Annotated in this window: 12 protein-coding genes; 5 read left to right on the top strand and 7 right to left on the bottom strand. The window is 55.8% G+C overall.

The genetic code is table 11. The annotated features are described in order from the left end of the window. Nucleotides 1-20 precede the first annotated feature (20 nt). Nucleotides 21-1,343 carry a PTS sugar transporter subunit IIC gene (locus F8561_RS13400; protein ID WP_032677738.1) on the top strand — a complete coding sequence of 441 codons (1,323 nt, stop codon included), beginning with the start codon at nucleotides 21-23 and terminating at the stop codon, nucleotides 1,341-1,343. A 15-nt stretch (nucleotides 1,344-1,358) separates the two neighbouring features. Next, nucleotides 1,359-2,075, top strand: a complete 717-nt coding sequence (locus F8561_RS13395) for a GntR family transcriptional regulator (RefSeq protein WP_032677739.1) — start codon at nucleotides 1,359-1,361, stop codon at nucleotides 2,073-2,075. Nucleotides 2,076-2,144: 69 nt separating this feature from the next. On the opposite strand, the gene ldtB is transcribed toward F8561_RS13395, so the two are convergent. Next, entirely contained in the window at nucleotides 2,145-3,065 is a 921-nt protein-coding gene (ldtB, locus tag F8561_RS13390) for a L,D-transpeptidase (protein WP_032677740.1), read from the bottom strand. Between the two features lie 221 nt (nucleotides 3,066-3,286). Between ldtB and F8561_RS13385 the strand changes: the two genes are divergently transcribed. Then, nucleotides 3,287-4,882, top strand: coding sequence for an ABC-F family ATPase (locus F8561_RS13385; protein WP_020884901.1), 1,596 nt, complete (start codon nucleotides 3,287-3,289; stop codon nucleotides 4,880-4,882). 76 nt (nucleotides 4,883-4,958) lie between these two features. Here the strand turns inward: F8561_RS13385 and F8561_RS13380 are convergent, their stop codons facing one another. Together F8561_RS13380 and F8561_RS13375 are read right to left on the bottom strand one after the other, a co-directional pair. Further along, the gene (locus F8561_RS13380; protein WP_151887577.1) at nucleotides 4,959-7,322 is read right to left on the bottom strand and encodes a TIM-barrel domain-containing protein; all 2,364 of its coding nucleotides are present in this window, start codon (nucleotides 7,320-7,322) and stop codon (nucleotides 4,959-4,961) included. A gap of 17 nt (nucleotides 7,323-7,339) precedes the next feature. Beyond that, nucleotides 7,340-8,641 carry an MFS transporter gene (locus F8561_RS13375; protein WP_020884899.1) on the bottom strand — a complete coding sequence of 434 codons (1,302 nt, stop codon included), beginning with the start codon at nucleotides 8,639-8,641 and terminating at the stop codon, nucleotides 7,340-7,342. Between the two features lie 287 nt (nucleotides 8,642-8,928). Here F8561_RS13375 and F8561_RS13370 point away from each other — a divergent pair, with 287 nt between their 5' ends. Further along, nucleotides 8,929-10,002, top strand: a complete 1,074-nt coding sequence (locus F8561_RS13370) for a LacI family DNA-binding transcriptional regulator (protein ID WP_025204616.1) — start codon at nucleotides 8,929-8,931, stop codon at nucleotides 10,000-10,002. Here F8561_RS13370 and F8561_RS13365 read toward each other — a convergent pair. The 4 genes from F8561_RS13365 to F8561_RS13350 all read right to left on the bottom strand — a co-directional run bounded on the left by F8561_RS13365 (nucleotide 9,999) and on the right by F8561_RS13350 (nucleotide 15,718). Then, nucleotides 9,999-11,255: a DUF1479 domain-containing protein gene (locus tag F8561_RS13365; RefSeq protein ID WP_014169275.1), complete on the bottom strand. Its 1,257-nt coding sequence runs from the start codon at nucleotides 11,253-11,255 to the stop codon at nucleotides 9,999-10,001. The genes F8561_RS13370 and F8561_RS13365 overlap by 4 nt on opposite strands. 149 nt (nucleotides 11,256-11,404) lie before the next feature. Beyond that, a complete protein-coding gene (locus F8561_RS13360) occupies nucleotides 11,405-12,220 on the bottom strand; it encodes a Cof-type HAD-IIB family hydrolase (protein WP_025204614.1) in 816 nt (271 codons plus the stop codon). A 161-nt stretch (nucleotides 12,221-12,381) separates the two neighbouring features. Next, the gene (locus F8561_RS13355; protein ID WP_025204613.1) at nucleotides 12,382-14,814 is read right to left on the bottom strand and encodes a formate C-acetyltransferase/glycerol dehydratase family glycyl radical enzyme; all 2,433 of its coding nucleotides are present in this window, start codon (nucleotides 14,812-14,814) and stop codon (nucleotides 12,382-12,384) included. 4 nt (nucleotides 14,815-14,818) lie between these two features. Beyond that, the gene (locus F8561_RS13350; RefSeq protein WP_047357151.1) at nucleotides 14,819-15,718 is read right to left on the bottom strand and encodes a glycyl-radical enzyme activating protein; all 900 of its coding nucleotides are present in this window, start codon (nucleotides 15,716-15,718) and stop codon (nucleotides 14,819-14,821) included. A gap of 128 nt (nucleotides 15,719-15,846) precedes the next feature. Between F8561_RS13350 and fsa the strand changes: the two genes are divergently transcribed. Next, entirely contained in the window at nucleotides 15,847-16,509 is a 663-nt protein-coding gene (gene fsa / locus F8561_RS13345; protein ID WP_151887576.1) for a fructose-6-phosphate aldolase, read from the top strand. Nucleotides 16,510-16,519: the final 10 nt, after the last annotated feature.

Raw genomic sequence — 16,519 nt, 5'->3', positions numbered from 1 at the left:
ATTGAAGGAAAATATCCGCTATGTCTGAAACAAAAATAACACCGCATATGCAGTCTTTTGTCGACAGATTTGTTGAGTTCTCGGCGCGCCTGGCAAACCAGGTGCACCTGCGTTCCCTGCGCGATGCCTTCGCCACGGTCATGCCCATTTTCATCCTTGCCGGGCTGGCGGTGCTGGTGAATAACGTGGTATTCCCATGGATTTTTGAAGGCGACACGCTGGCGCATTTTAAGGTGTGGGGCGAGGCGATTATTAACGGTACGCTGAATATCGCCGCGCTGTTGCTGGCACCGATGATTGCCTGGTCGCTGGCACGCAACAAAGACTTCGACAACCCGGTCTCGGCAGTGGTTATCGCCATCAGCAGTTTTATCATTATGATGCCGATGCGCTTACAGCTCACGCCCGTCGGCAGCGACGCCACGGTGAACGTCACGCAGGTGCTGACGTTCTCCAATATTGGCTCAACCGGCATTTTTGCCGGGGTGCTGATTGGTCTGCTCTCAACGGAACTGTTTATCGCCATTTCTCGTCTGAAAGCGCTGCACATTTCTTTAGGTGAAAATGTACCGCCGGCGGTCAGTAAATCGTTTACCGCGCTGATCCCGACGATCCTGACGCTTTCCCTGTTTGCCATACTGGCCGCGCTTCTGGCAAACGTGTTGCACACGGATCTCATCCATCTGATCACCACTTTTATTCAGCAGCCGCTGCGCCTGATCAACACCAGCCTGCCGGGCACGATTTTTATCTATAGCTTTGGTAACTTCCTGTTCACGCTTGGGATCCATCAGTCGGTGGTTAACAGCGTGGTGCTGGAGCCGTTTCTGCTGATCAACACCAACGAGAATATGCTGGCCTTTGCCAACGGTCAGCCTGTCCCACATATCATCAATAATATCTTTGTACCGACCTTTGGTATGGTGGGGGGCACCGGCAGCACGATTTCCCTGTTGATTGCCATTTTCGTCTTCTCACGGCAAAAATCGGCGAAACAGGTGGCCCGTTTGTCGCTGGCGCCGGGTCTGTTTAACATCAACGAGCCGGTCATTTTTGGCCTGCCGATTGTGTTCAACCTGCCGCTGATGATCCCCTTTGTGCTGCTACCTGCCATAGGTATCTGGTTTGCGTGGTTCTGTACTACCCTGGGGTTAATGTCGCGCTGTGTGGTTATGATCCCGTGGACAACTCCGCCCATTCTGAGCGCCTGGCTGGCAACGGCAGGGGACTGGCGCGCCGTGGTCGTGCAGTTGGCAATCATTGTATTTGGTGTATTCTTCTACCTGCCTTTCCTCAAAATTGCCGAGAGAGTGGCATTAAAAAACAGCGGGACAGAAAACTAACAGAAAGGAAGGACGATGGCGGCGAAGTACATCACCATAGCGCGGGAAATTAAGAAACGCATTATTAGCTCGCAATACGCCGCCAACGAACCGCTCCCGGACCAGTTTGCCCTGGCGGCGGAGTTCAGCACCAGCCGGATGACCATACAGCAGGCCATACGCCAGTTAATCGTGGAAGGGCTGATCTATACCCGTCAGGGGCAGGGGACGTTTATCCGCAAAAATTTCCTGCAACTCTCGCAGTGGGATCTTTCCGGCAGCGACTACTTCGGCGCAACAAAAACCTGGGAGCATCTGGGCACCGTTTCCAGCGTCGTGGTCCATTTCGAGTTGCGCTTTCCGAACGAGAAGGAGCAGGCCTCGCTGATGATTAACGCCGATGCGCCTGTCTATGACTTTGTTCGTCTGCGTCTGCTCAACGGTGAGCCGATGTCGCTGGACTCCACCGTAATGCCGCTTAATCTGGTGCCCGGTCTGAATAAAAGCCATCTTGAAGGCTCCGTGTTCCGCTACGTGCAGGAGACGCTGGGGCTGAAAATTATGGGGTCGTACCGGGTGGTGCGGGCGCTAAAACCGAACGCGCTGGATATGCAACACCTTATCTGCGAGCAGACCGATCCGGTGCTGGAGGTGGAGCAGGTTATCTATCTGGAGGATGGCACACCGCTTGAGTATGCCCACTGTCATTACCGTTACGACCACGGTGGGATAGTTATCGTCAATAACGGATAAAAAAAGCGGGCATCAGAGCCCGCTTTTTTATTCTCAGACCCGGTCAGCAAAGCGCCACCGGGCAGAGGGTCAGTTCAGACGCACTGGCATACCAGAACGGTTCTGAACGGCCTGGTCAACAATCGCAGTCTCTACATCCGGCTGAGAGGTCACGGACTGCACCGCGCTGTTCAGCGTAACCGGAACGACTTCGTTGTTGTTGATCTGGTCTTCGCTGGTGGACAGCGGGTTATGTACTTCAATGTAACGGCTGCCATCCGGCTCAGACGTCGCTTTAACCGGTTCGTTGATGAACTGGACGCGGGTACCGACCGGCACATTTTCGAACAGGAATTTGATGTCTTCGTTACGCAGTCGTACGCAGCCGTGGCTTACGCGCAGGCCGATACCGAAGTTGGCATTGGTCCCGTGAATCGCGTACAGACGGCCAATGTACAGCGCGTACAGACCCATTGGGTTATCCGGGCCTGCCGGTACAACAGCTGGCAGGGGTTCACCCGCAGCGATGTACTCTGCGTGCATTTTGGCGGTTGGCGTCCAGGTTGGGCCTGCTTTCTTACGCTCAACTTTGGTCGTCCAGTTCATTGGGGTGTCTTTACCCAGCTGGCCGATACCGATTGGCAGCACGATAACCGTGTTGGTGCCTTTCGGGTAGTAATACAGACGCATTTCCGCGCTGTTGATGACGATACCTTCATGGACGGTATCCGGCAGGATCAGCTGCTGAGGAATGTTCAGCACGGTACCGGCTTTAGGCAGATACGGGTCAACACCCGGATTCGCTTCCAGCATGTTAGACAGGCCCAACTGGTACTGCGCCGCGAAATATTCCAGTGGCTGAGCGTTACCTTCAGGCACCGTGACCACCTGGTTTTGACCAACCAGACGGCTACCGTCTGTCGGCAGCGGATAAGTCACCGCAGAAGCGGTTTTGCAAAAACCTACTACGGCTAACGCCGCCGCAAAAAGCGTTGTTAATTTCATGTTCATGTTGTGCGAGGTATCTAAGCCATTCCGGCGATGAGTTGATAAGTCTGAATCTTGATGGGAGCGCATTATATGTGCATTCCCGCTAACAGGGAATTCAGATGTGTACGAAATCACATTTTTTTCGATTTTGTTAAAGTTTAGCGGATTGCCGCAACGCGGGATCTCAATTCGGAATTGTGGCATAATGCCGTGTTTATCACACTTTTCGCAGGAATCTCCCCGTGTTAGTTACCAGCAACGTCACTATGCAGTTTGGCAGTAAGCCGCTGTTCGAAAACATTTCCGTCAAATTTGGCGGCGGCAACCGTTACGGCCTGATTGGCGCCAACGGTAGCGGTAAATCTACTTTTATGAAAATCCTCGGCGGTGATTTAGAGCCGACGCTGGGCAACGTTTCGCTCGATCCAAACGAGCGCATCGGTAAGCTGCGTCAGGATCAGTTCGCCTTTGAAGAGTTCACCGTGCTTGACACCGTTATCATGGGACACGCGGAGCTGTGGGAAGTGAAGCAGGAGCGCGATCGCATCTACGCTCTGGCGGAGATGAGCGAAGAAGATGGCTACAAAGTGGCCGATCTCGAAGTGCTGTACGGCGAAATGGATGGCTACTCTGCGGAAGCGCGTGCGGGCGAGCTGCTGCTGGGTGTGGGTATTCCGGTAGAACAACATTACGGCCCGATGAGCGAAGTCGCGCCAGGCTGGAAACTGCGTGTTCTGCTGGCGCAGGCACTGTTCTCCAATCCGGATATCCTGCTGCTCGACGAACCAACGAACAACCTGGATATCGACACCATCCGCTGGCTGGAGCAGACGCTGAACGATCGCGACAGCACCATGATCATCATCTCGCACGACCGTCACTTCCTGAACATGGTGTGTACACACATGGCGGACCTGGACTACGGCGAGCTGCGCGTTTATCCGGGCAACTACGACGAGTACATGACGGCAGCCACGCAGGCGCGTGAACGTCTGCTGGCGGATAACGCCAAGAAGAAAGCCCAGATTGCTGATCTGCAGTCTTTCGTCAGCCGCTTCAGCGCGAACGCCTCTAAATCTCGCCAGGCGACCTCTCGTGCGCGTCAGATTGACAAGATCAAGCTTGATGAAGTGAAAGCGTCCAGCCGTCAGAACCCATTCATCCGCTTTGAGCAGGACAAGAAACTGTTCCGTAATGCGCTGGAAGTGGAAGCCCTGGCTAAAGGTTTTGAAAACGGTCCGCTGTTTAAAAACTTTAACCTGCTGCTGGAAGTGGGCGAGAAGATCGCCATTCTAGGTGCCAACGGCGTGGGTAAATCCACCCTGCTGAAAACCCTGGTCGGCGAACTGCAGCCGGATAACGGTACCGTGAAGTGGTCTGAAAACGCGCAGATTGGTTACTACGCACAGGACCATGAATACGAGTTCGAAAACGACCTGACCGTCTTCGACTGGATGAGCCAGTGGAAGCAGGAAGGCGACGACGAGCAGGCAGTGCGCAGCATTCTGGGTCGTCTGCTGTTCAGCCAGGACGACATCAAGAAGCCCGCTAAAGTGCTTTCCGGTGGTGAAAAAGGGCGCATGCTGTTCGGTAAGCTGATGATGGAAAAACCCAATATCCTGGTGATGGATGAACCGACTAACCACCTGGATATGGAATCTATCGAATCGCTGAACATGGCGCTGGAGATGTATCAGGGGACCCTGATCTTCGTCTCTCACGACCGTGAATTCGTCAGCTCGCTGGCGACCCGCGTGATCGAAATTACGCCTGAGCGCGTGGTGGACTTCACCGGTAACTACGAAGATTACCTGCGCAGTAAAGGTATCGAGGGTTAAAAAAAGTCCGGTGGCGCTACGCCTACCGGGCCTGTGTTTGATGCCCTCTCCCTGTGGGAGCGGGCATCAGGCCGTACTAGACCACCCATTCATTCCCTTCAATACCATTCACCAGCAGCGTGCGTTTTTCCCCGGCCGGTAACGATATCTTCAGCGCTTTCCACGCCGGACGATAATCTCCCCGCGCACTGACCTTCAGGTTGATGGTGGCACCGTCGCATGCCATGTCCCATTCCACCCACAGCGCATTGCCGTTCTGATAGCCCCAGCTTTCACCATCGTCTTCAAACAGCAGGCCCGCGGTTGAACCGACGCCTTTCACCGGGAACAGTTTCAGCTCACGGGTAGTGTCTTTTTCCGCGCTGACATGCGTAATGCGTTCGCTGAGCGGCAGACCCGCACCGGCACGTACCAGCAGCGGCAATTTCTCCAGCGGCGCATCACGTACGATCCACTGCCCGCCAGCGAACCACTCGTGGGTGTAAAAATCGTACCAGCCCGTTTCGTTATCCGGCAGCCAGACGCGGCGCTCGCGCTGCCCGGCCTCCACCACGCTGGCCACCAGCAGGTCGCGACCCAGCAGGAAATCATCGTTCTCCTCAAACGTCTGCGCATCATGTTCGTGGTCAAGGAAGGTCGGGCGTAGCATCGGTTCGTCGTCGGCATGCGCCTGCCAGAGCAGGGTATAAAGGTACGGCAGCAGACGATAGCGTAATTCAATGGCACCACGAATAGCCGGCGTCACGCCCGGATACATCCACGGCTCGTTAACGGTGTGGTCATCATTCCATGAGTGAATGGTAAAGCGCGGATGCATCACGCCGTTTTGCACCCAGCGTACGAACAGTTCCGCGTCGGGTTTGTCGCCGGAGAAACCACCGACATCATGCCCCACATTAAACAGCCCGGACAGGCTCATTCCCAGACCCATGCGGGTGTTATAGCGCAGGGTGTCCCAGCTGGTACGGTTATCGCCGCTCCAGGTCTGGACGTAACGCTGCATGCCCGCGCAGCCGGAGCGGGAAATGAGATACGGACGTTTTTCCGGGGCAAAACGCTGCTGCGCTTCCAGCGAGGCACGCATCATCAGCAGCGGCATCACCGGGCGAATGTGCTTGATCGCGATTTCCTTGCCAAAGCCGTGGCAGCGGGCTTCGCCATCCCACACTTCATATTCGTTGTTGTCGTTCCAGGTGGCGTCGATCCCCATCTCAAGCAGCTGCGTGGTTACCCCTTCCTGCCACCATTTCACCGTCTGTGGGTTGGTAAAATCAAGGTGAGAACCTTCGTCATCCCAGAAGCTAGAGCGTTCTGGCGCGTCGGTTTCTGAATCGCGGATGAACAACCCGTTTTCCGCAACTTCGTTATAGCGCGGGTGATCCTGCAGCAGGCATGGCTTGATGTTGGCCGCCAGCTTTAACCCCGCGTCGTGGAAGGCCTGGGTCATCACCTTCGGCTGCGGCACCTTGTCGTGGTTCCAGTTAAAGACGTAGCGCTTGCCGTTGATCGAGGTATAGCCCGAAGAGAGCTGGAACGAGTCGCAGGGAATAGCATGTTCTTCGCACAGACGAATAAAGTTCATCAGCTGGTTCTGCGCATCCGGCGCGTCGGTGTAATGCATGGTCGAACCGCTGTAACCCAGGCTCCATTTCGGCCCGAAGAGCGTTTTCCCGGTCAGACGCACGAAAGCTTTGGTCACGTCCAGCGCCCGTTTGCCCGTGAACAGGTAGTAATCGATGTCGCCCGCTTCCGCCTGCCAGCGACGATAGGCGGTGTGATAGTTGTCAATCTCGTTGCCCAGATCCAGCCAGCAGCTGCTCAGGTTGTCGTAGAACAGGCCGTAGCTCACGTCATCGCGACGGGTGAGGGTGAACGGAATATGTTTGTACAGAGGATCGGTGCTGGCCGCGTTGTAGCCCATTGCATCGAGGTTGCGCATCTCGTAGCGTTTACCGTTACGCTGCAGATCGCCGGCTTTCTCACCCAGACCGTAGAAGCGTTCATCCTTGCGGCGGCTCAGGTAGTGCGCCGCACCGTCGCCATGGGCATTCAGCAGATAGGCACTGGTTGGACGGTCGTTGACCAGCGGCTGCCACTCACCCGCCTCATTGCGGTAGTGCCACTCCAGCCACAGCGGCTGATGCACGGTCACACGCAGCTGTTCGGTAGCAACCGTCAGCACGTCGTCCTGTTGCGTTAGCGTCCAGGCGGGGCAGGTGAAACCACTCAGGTCGTCGCGGCGGCGACCTTCCCACGGCACATCTTGCTGCGGGGCGATGCTCCAGGTGCGATCCAGCGTCAGTTCACCTTTGCGTTTAATCAGCACGCGGAACAGATTTTCTTCCAGCACATACAGGCACAGACGGTGCTGGTTATCGACCAGCAGTTCCAGATGGTGTGCCGACTGCTTATCAACGGTCCAGTTTTTCAGGGTTTTCATATGCAATACATCCACTATCAGGCGCGCTTGGCGCGACGTTCAGCAATAAATGCCACCAGGAAAACAGCGCCAATCAGGTCAAAGAACCCCATGGCAATAAAGAGCGGGTTAAAGCCGATTTTGTCGGCGGTCACCCCAATTAACAGGGAGAACAGGAAGCTGGCGATCCAGGCAGCCGAGCCGCGCATGCCGTTAACGGTCGCCATCTGACCTTTATCAAATGACTCTACGACCAGCGCGCTGAGCATGCAGGAGATGATCTGATGCCCGAAACCGCCGATGGAGATCAGCACGATGGTGATATACGGGTCGCGGGTAATGGCCACGACGGCCAGGGAGATCATCAGGAATGCGCCGGTGACGGAGCTGGCCACCACCGAGTTCACACGGCTGCAGCCGAACAGTCGGGCATACAGACGGGTGAGGTAGCCGCTTGCCACGCTGCCAAGGTCCGCGGCAAGGAACGGCAGCCAGGCAAACATCGCAATCTGCTTCAAATCCATGCCGTGCTCTTTGGCGAGATACAGCGGAACCCAGAAGCTCAGCACGGCCCAGGCCGGTTCGGCCATAAACGCCGGAAGGGCGATACCGTAGAAGCGCTTATTTTTGGAGACATTTTTCAGCGCGGTGAGGAAGGGCAGTTTTACCGCAGGCGGTTCGTTATCCTGCTTGATAAACGCCAGTTCGTCCTTGCTCAGGTTCGGATGCTGTTCCGGGTTGTGGTAAAAAGCCCACCAGAGGATCACCCACAGCAGCGCCAGCACGCCGGTAAACATAAATGCGCCCTGCCAGCCAAACGAGGCGTGCGCGAAATAGATGATGGGCGGTGCCAGCATCGCGCCAATGGAGAACCCTACGCCCGCCCAACCGGCCGCGACAGGACGTTCCGATTTCGGAAACCATTCGCCAATGGTTTTCGCATTCGCCGGCGTGGCGGCCGCTTCAGAAGCACCCATAAAGAAGCGCAAGATAGCCAGGTGCAGCCAGCTGCCCGCCCCGGCGTGGAAAATACACATCAGCGCCCAGATCCCGGCGCAAACCATAAAGCCAATTTTCAGACCAATCACGTCGATCAACCAGCCGCACAGAGGCTGGAAAATGGTGTAGGCAATCTGAAATGCCCCGACGATCCAGGAGTATTGCTCGGTGGTGATCCCAAGGCTCTCTTTCAACTCAGGGGCGAGAATACCCAGCGAGTTTCGGGTGATGTAGTTAACGGTGACGCCCAGTAAGAACAGCACCAGCACATACCAGCGCAGGTTCTTAATGACGCGACGGGTTTTGCTTGTCGCAACGGTGTTATTGATGTCCTGACTCATTTTACTCTCCACAAGACGGACGGTAAGGGGACGGAGGTTCAGGTGTCACACAGATTTTTATGGCTTTGATTTCTATCCGTTTTAATTTAGAAGTTGCTATACAACTAGTATGGAAGTGGTGTGACAAATTCACCTTAAGGGAGAAAATGAGCGGGCAATAGTGGATTTTGTGCAAAATTTCTCATCAATGACATAAATCATCTGGCATGATGCTTTTCATGCCCGTTACTGCCTGATGAGTACGCTATGAAAATTTTTTCATTTCGCAAATGGAGCCAGATCACAAAATGGACAAAAGGCTAAAAATCACCGAAATTGCCGCCCGTACGCAGCTTTCCATCAGCACCGTGTCGCGGGTGCTGGCAGGAAAAGCGAACACCAGTGAAAAAGCGCGCGCCAGAGTACTGGCTTGTGCGCGGGAGCTGGGGGTGATGGACGGTCTGGCGGCGGGGCGTCTGCTGCTCAACAGCCTGGTGGTTTTTGCGCCACAGCGCGCCTTTGACGAGCGGTCCGACATCTTTTACTACCGGGTGATCCAGAGCGTGAGTAAAGGCCTTGCTTCCCACGATGTCCGTCTGCGTTATTGCGCGCTGGAAGAGAATGACAGCGACGCACAGCTTTTTCTGGCACGGATGAACGAGCCGGAGACACAGGCCGCTATTCTTCTCGGTATCGACGATCCGCATATTCACGATCTGGCGGTGGATGTGGGTAAACCCTGCATGCTGATTAACTGCCGCGACCGGCATATGCGCCTGCCTGCAGTGGCACCGGACCACCGCTCGATAGGTGAGCGGGCCGCGGACTATCTGTTTGAAATGGGACACCGTGAGGTGATGAATGTCCTCTGCCTGCGGCGTTACACCATGGAACTGCGTCTGGCCGGGATCCGCGATGCGTGGCAATCTCACAACCTGAAATTCAACGATAAACGCGATCTGCTGGTGGCTCCGAGCTTCAGCGCGCGCGAAACGGAAGAGCTGGTCACCTCCTGGCTCCGTCAAATGCAGGGTAAGGATCTGCCCACCGCATTTTTGGTCGGCGGCGATTTTATGGCGGCGGGCACCATCAGTGCGCTGCAAAAACAGGGCTTGCGCGTGCCGCAGGATATCTCGGTGATGAGCATTGACGGGTTTAATCTGGCGGCCATTCAGGATGTTCCGCTCACGGCGGTGCACGTACCGCGCGATGAACTGGGAACCGAAGCGGTGCATATGCTTCAGCAACGGCTGATGCGCCCGGATGCGCCGGTGGGAACGTTATTGCTTAACGGCACGCTGGCCGTGCGGGGATCTGTCCGGCGGATACGTCAGGGGAAACGACGCACCGCCGTGGAGCGGGAAGGGTTATACGACAGTTAAGCCATGCCCAGTGCACGCTTGCCGTGAATATTCAGATCGTTCACGGTAAAGCGGTCCTGCCAGTTTTTTTCATAATCTTCGCGCGGGAAATCGCCCGGCGATGCACCGGTTTCCAGCGCTGCTTTCACTTTTTTCGCATAGGCGAGGTTTTTCTCGCACATCGGGGCGGCAGGGATATACATTACGTTGCCCCAGCCTTGCTGATTTTCCACCGGTGCAACGGAGTGGATCACGTCACAGTGCCACCACACGGAATCGCCTGCTTCCAGTGCAGGGATGCTGCTCAGCGCTTCGATTAACAGCGGATGCCATTTCTCGGAGACCGGCAGGACACGTCCCGGCGCGACGCCGCAGAGTTCATCTTCCGGGACATCATCCAGCAGCGGACGCAGCAGAATGTAGGCCATCGCTTCCGGAATAGGCACCACATGCAGTAGCCCCTGACCCGGGATCATATCTGACAGCGCCGTCCAGCCCTGGAAGGTGCGGAATACAGAACATTTTGTGGTGTTATCCACGGTGTACTCTTCCACTTCGGTACGGTGTGCGGCGTTCCACGGATCGTATTTATCCACGTTGCCGTCAAAAACGCGGGCAAAGACCTGCTGATAGGCCGGCAGCAGCCAGCGCTCCAGCGCGCCGGAATCGGTATGCGCGCCCAGCCCTTTAGAGGTGGTACCCGGTGGGCGACGACGAATACGGTCCGGATAAATGACGCTGACGTCCGGATCGAACCACTGTTTGCCATTACTCTCGAATGTCCATAAACGGTTCAGGAACGACTGTACCTGCGCCATCTCTTCACTCTGTCGGGCCTGCATTTGCGCCTGCGACCAGTAGATAGGGTAAATTTCCGGACGTGAGGCGGTTAAGGTACCAAAGAAGTTATCGCCCGGACCTTTATAGACCTCATCAAACCGGTTGAGATCGAGGTAGTCGAGCATCGATTGATCCCACGCCAGCGCCTGCTCGCGAGGGAAGTGACCTTTAATCACCGCGCAGCCACGGCGTTTGACCGCGTCACGCTGTGCCTGGGTGATCGTCCCGTTTTTCACATCCGCAAACGGGATAACCGGCCAGACGGTTTCACCTTTGTTCTTCAGGGCATTAATTTCCGCCACGCGGGTCGCGATTTTATCGCTGAGCGTGTCGAATACCGCCTGAACGTCTCCGATCTGCGCACGTAATTCACGCTTCAACTGACGAATCGCTGCTTTATGGTCCGCAGGCAAACTTTCACTGGTAAACGTCATAACTGCCTCGCATCTTTCATTCGAAAGTAAAAATATCTACAAGTGATACTTTAAGTTAAAAATTAGTTAATGCAAGTTTAAATATTTGACGTGTGCCACAGGATGGAAAAAGAGTGAGGTGCCGGAGCAGTGCTCCGGCAAGGGAGAGATTACGCGTCGAACGGGGAGTGGTCGTCAAGCACGGCCTGAATCACATTCAGTGCGCCCTGGTGGTTGTTGTCATCCGTACTGTAGCGGCAGATCGTTTTAATGCTCTGCGCCGCGTTGCCCATGGCAAAATTGTATTTCACCAGCTTCAGCATTTCCGCATCGTTGCCGCTGTCCCCGATTGCCACGCACGCCTGCGGGGAGATTTTCCAGCGCTTCAGCAGACGGCTAATACCGTTGGCTTTGTGCAGGCCCGGGATAATTAAATCGACAAACCCAAAACCGCTGGTGACGGGTTTCATAATCCCGTCGAGGGAGACGTGCAGTTTGTCGACAAGATTCGGGATATCGCTGTCCGGCAAATTCAGGGAGAATTTGAACAGCACGTCGTCAATTTCGCGGTAATCACGGATGCGTTTTAAGCGGTGGTAGTGCTTTGACATGAGCGCCACAAACGCGTCCGGCGCCCGTTCGCTGACGTAGGCGCTCTCCAGCCCACAGGCCACAAAGTTGAGCGCGTTGTCTTTTAGCAACTCGCCAATGACAATTTGCGACTCATGGCGGGTCAGTTCACCGTGAAAAATCTGCTCACCGTGATCGAACACCAGCGCGCCATTTTCCGCCACGAAGGAGATCTGATCTTTCAGTTCCGGGAAGAAGGAGATGAGCTGGTAATACTGGTTGCCGCTGGCGACAACAAATTCAATATCACGGGCTTTAAGCTGCTCAAACTGTGCCTGAAAGCGGTCGCGGTCGTACTGCTTGGCATCATCAAGGAAAGTTCCGTCCATATCGGTGACGATAACTTTTACGGTCATACTGTGCTCCTGAGTCACTGCGTTTGAAACATTCTAATAACAAGGTGACGGAGAGCACAAATTTAATTTCATTCGAAAGTCAAAGCAAAGCGGCAACCGAAATTGCCGCTTAAAGACAGGTTCCCTCTCCTTGATGGGAGAGGGCATAAGTCTGAAGAGAGTTAAAGCGTGTGCTCGGTACGCGCAATAATATCGTCCTGCGCATCCGGCGACAGGGCGGTAAAGAACGCGGAGTACCCTGCGACGCGCACCACCAGATCACGATACTGGTCCGGGTGTTTCTTCGCTTCCAGCAGCGTTTCACGCGAAACGATGTTGTACTGAATATGCCAGCCCTTGTGCACTTCAAAGAAGGTACGCAGAAGCACCATCAGTTTCTGACGGTCACTGTCATTTTCCAGCGTCGACGGATTGAGCTTCTGGTTTAACAGTACCCCGCCGAGGATCGCTTCGGTTGGCAGTTTGCCGACAGAGCCAATTACCGCCGTCGGGCCGAGGTGGTCAGTACCGGAGGCCGGGCTGGCTCCTTCTGCCAGCGGAGTATGCGCCTTACGTCCATCCGGGGTTGCCATCGTTGCCGCGCCAAACGGCACGTTCGCGGAGATAGATGACGTGCCGGCATAGTAGTTACCGCCAATCGGACCACGGCCATAGCGCGGGTTATGGTACTGCTTCAGCTCGGCGATATAAGTTTCGTAGGCACGGGTCAGCAGCATATCCACGCTGTCGTCATCGTTACCGTATTTTGGCGCGCCGTTGATCAGCCGCTGACGCAGCTGCTCGTGGGTCAGCCCGTCGAAATCATCGGCCAGAGCGGCGGCCAGCTGTTGCTGACCTATCGTACCCTGTTCGAAGACCAGTTTTTTCACCGCGGCCAGGCTGTTGCCCAGGTTAGCAATACCCACCTGCAGGCCTGACACCCAGTCATACTTCGCGCCGCCTTGTTTGATGCTTTTCGCGCGTTCTATACAGTCATCTACCAGCGCTGAGCAGAGAATATCGGGGACGTTCTCTTCCAGCATCGTGTCCACCACATACTCAATCTCGATAGATTTGCGGGTGTAGTAGCGGATCTGGGTATCCCACGCCGCCATCACCTCTTCGAAGTTATCGAAGTTACCAGCAGAGAGTGCTTTTTCCTGTGGCAGGAATACCTTACCGCTGGTGGCATCGCGGCCGCCTTCCAGCGCTGCCAGCATCACGCGGGCGAAGTTGATAAAGCTCATGCCGGTGCAGCGATAACCCCATTTGCCACCCACTGCGGTTTCGATGCAGCCAATCGCGGCATAGTCATAGGCATCCTCTTTTTCGACGCCGAGCTTGATAAATTCCGGAATGACAATCTCATCGTTGTTGAACGCGGGCATACCAAAGCCGCAGCGGATCACCTGCACGCAGGCGTCGAGGAAGTCATTGCTCATGCCCGCATGATAACGCACGCTCAGGTTTGGCTGCGTGGAGCGCAGGCGACCGCAGGATTCCAGAATCGCGTAGCTGAGCGGGTTGACCGCGTCCATAGGCTCACCGTTGATCAGCGTCTGTCCACCGATGGTGACGTTCTGATACAGCGGGCTACCCGCTGAAGCTTTGGAGTGCGAACCGGAGCGGATTTTGTTCACTTCCAGCAGCTTCAGCCAGCAGCTGTGCAGCAGCTCGATGGCATGTTCGCGGTCGAGGCTCTGGTTCAGCTCCACGTCGCGGCGGTAGTACGGATAGAGGTACTGGTCCATGCGGGCAAACGAGACGGAGTGGCCGTTGGACTCAATCTGCAGAATCAGCTGAATGAAGTAGCACAGCTGCAGCGCCTGCCAGAAGGTTGTTGGCGGCTGATGGGCGATTACATCACAGTTTTCTGCCATCGCCAGCAGCTCGTCGCGACGGCTTTCACGGGATTCGGTTGCCGCCATTTCACGCGCCAGCGCGGCGAAACGTTCGATGTGCAGGCTGACCGCTTCCAGCACAATATCGATCGCTTTCAGGAACTGTTCCCCGTGAAGGTCGTCGAGCACCGTCAGGTTGATACGCGAACGACGCTCGGCCACTTTGTCGCGCAGACCATCGAGGCCTTTCTCCAGCAGCAGCGGGAAGTTAACCGCCAGGTGTGCGTCGCCGGAGGTCATGTTACCTTCCGCTTTGATAATGCCGGTTTCCAGCAGCCCTTTTTGCTCGTCGGTGAACATGCCGTAGCAGCGATCCTGCACCGTCTGGCCGCGCCACCATGGGCAGATCTCATGCAATACGCGCTTGTTTTCTTCGCTCACCGCAAAGCCTGCGCCCGGACGGTCCGCCAGATCGTCAATCTCTTTTTCAATCCACGAGACGGTGTATTCCGGGAAAATTGGCGCGGCGCGGACTTCACTGGCCTGGTTACCGATGATCAGCTCATCATGTTTTATCCAGATGGTGCGCTGCGCGAGGTGATGCGCCAGCGCCAGCGCGCGACGCACCGGGATCGGCTTGTCCATATGCTGCTGGTACATCTCGGTGTAATGCAGGGCGCGCTCGGTACAGACCGGCGGCTTCACGATATGCACGAGGGCCGTTTTGTGTGCTTTTATGCGCTCGCTAAGGGTGCTGAGATTCAGGGTCGTCATAAGTTTATCCTCGTAAGGTCGCGGTTAACCCTTTCTGGCAGGCGTACTGCTGTGCGAAGTCCAGAAGCGCAGGATCATCCAGCGGTTTATCAGGGGCAGAGTAGGGTTGGCCGAGCAGGGTATATTTGTTCATGCCCAGCGTGTGGTACGGCAGAAAATGGATTTCGCGGACGTTGAGTTCGTCTGCGGCAAAGTTAGTGATGGCGGTAATCGACGCTTCATCGGCGTTGAAGCCCTGAATCAGCGGTACGCGGATGGTGACCTGTTTACCGGCGGCGGCCAGGCGTTTCAGGTTATCAAGGATCCGTTTGGCTGAACCGTCGGTCCACTGTTTGAACGTCCTGCCATCAACGTGTTTCAGGTCCGCCAGGAACAGATCGACATACGGTAATGACGGTGCAATATAATGCCATGGCACGTGGAGACAGGTTTCCACGGCGGTATGTATGCCTTGCTCATGGCTGGCTTTAAACAGGGCATGAGCCAGATCGGGATTCATAAACGGTTCACCGCCGGACAGGGTTATCCCGCCGCCGCTGCGGTCATAGAACGGCTTGTCGCGCAGTACGGTGGACATAATCTCTTCAACCTGCTTTTCTTCACCACAGACGGTGAGCGCCTGCGTTGGGCAGCAGTCGGTGAGGGCGTCGAGAGTCGCTTCGTTAAGCTTTTCACGGTGGATAACCAGCCCATTCAGCGCACGATCGATAATGCCCGGCGCCGCTTTCTGGCACAGGTCGCAGCCTTCCAGGCACAGCCGCGCGTCAAAGAGCACATCCCGGTGGCGGGAGCGGCTTTCCGGATTCTGGCACCAGCGACAGCCCAGCGAGCAGCCTTTCAGGAACACCACGGTACGAATACCGGGGCCATCGTGGGTAGAGTAACGCTGAATATTGAAGATCATGTTTTCGCCTCTCATCTTGCATATGAAGATTAAATTACTTTCGAATGAAAGTTATCTTGATGCAGGTCAACTCCTGAGCAGGTTTTGTCGTGATAGGGTAAGTGCAGGCTAAATTTGAGGGTTACATCATGGAACTTTATCTCGATACTTCCGACGTCGCGGCAGTGAAACGGCTGGCGCGTATCTACCCGCTGGCGGGCGTGACCACGAACCCCAGTATCGTGGCGGCAGGGAAAACGCCGCTTGAGGCGCTGCTACCGGCGCTGCAGGATGCGCTCGGCGGGAAAGGTCGCCTGTTCGCGCAGGTCATGGCGACCACAGCTGAAGGGATGGTGGAAGAGGCGCGTAAACTGCGCACCATTATCAACGATCTGGTGGTTAAAGTGCCGGTAACGGCGGAAGGTCTGGCGGCGATCAAAATGCTGAAAGCGGAAGGGATCCCGACGCTGGGTACGGCGGTGTACGGTGCAGCACAAGGGATGCTGTCCGCGCTGGCGGGCGCTGAGTATGTTGCCCCTTACGTTAACCGCGTGGACGCGCAGGGCGGGGACGGGATCCAGACGGTGGTTGAACTGCAGCAGCTTCTGACGCTGCATGCCCCGCAGTCAAAAGTGCTGGCCGCGAGCTTCAAAACGCCGCGTCAGGCACTGGACTGCCTGCTGGCCGGTTGTGAATCCATCACCCTGCCGCTGGATGTTGCTCAGCAGTTTATTACTTCGCCTGCGGTGGATGCGGCAATAGTGAAGTTTGAGCAGGACTGGCAAGGGGCGTTTGGCAGAACGACGCTCTGATACGGTTGCC

The organism is Enterobacter sp. 198, assembly GCF_009025585.1.
GTDB classification, from domain to species: Bacteria; Pseudomonadota; Gammaproteobacteria; order Enterobacterales; family Enterobacteriaceae; genus Enterobacter; species Enterobacter ludwigii.
The sequence above is the reverse complement of the archived record's forward strand: the minus strand, read 5'-3'. Positions and strand labels throughout refer to the sequence as shown.

Bases quoted from the DNA above. Each gene is read 5' to 3' on its own strand.
- F8561_RS13400 (WP_032677738.1), top strand. From the start codon at position 21: ATGTCTGAAACAAAAATAACACCGCATATGCAGTCTTTTGTCGACAGA.
- F8561_RS13395 (WP_032677739.1), top strand. From the start codon at position 1,359: ATGGCGGCGAAGTACATCACCATAGCGCGGGAAATTAAGAAACGCATT.
- ldtB (WP_032677740.1), bottom strand. From the start codon at position 3,065: ATGAACATGAAATTAACAACGCTTTTTGCGGCGGCGTTAGCCGTAGTA.
- F8561_RS13380 (WP_151887577.1), bottom strand. From the start codon at position 7,322: ATGAAAACCCTGAAAAACTGGACCGTTGATAAGCAGTCGGCACACCAT.
- F8561_RS13375 (WP_020884899.1), bottom strand. From the start codon at position 8,641: ATGAGTCAGGACATCAATAACACCGTTGCGACAAGCAAAACCCGTCGC.
- F8561_RS13370 (WP_025204616.1), top strand. From the start codon at position 8,929: ATGGACAAAAGGCTAAAAATCACCGAAATTGCCGCCCGTACGCAGCTT.
- F8561_RS13365 (WP_014169275.1), bottom strand. From the start codon at position 11,255: ATGACGTTTACCAGTGAAAGTTTGCCTGCGGACCATAAAGCAGCGATT.
- F8561_RS13360 (WP_025204614.1), bottom strand. From the start codon at position 12,220: ATGACCGTAAAAGTTATCGTCACCGATATGGACGGAACTTTCCTTGAT.
- F8561_RS13355 (WP_025204613.1), bottom strand. From the start codon at position 14,814: ATGACGACCCTGAATCTCAGCACCCTTAGCGAGCGCATAAAAGCACAC.
- F8561_RS13350 (WP_047357151.1), bottom strand. From the start codon at position 15,718: ATGATCTTCAATATTCAGCGTTACTCTACCCACGATGGCCCCGGTATT.
- fsa (WP_151887576.1), top strand. From the start codon at position 15,847: ATGGAACTTTATCTCGATACTTCCGACGTCGCGGCAGTGAAACGGCTG.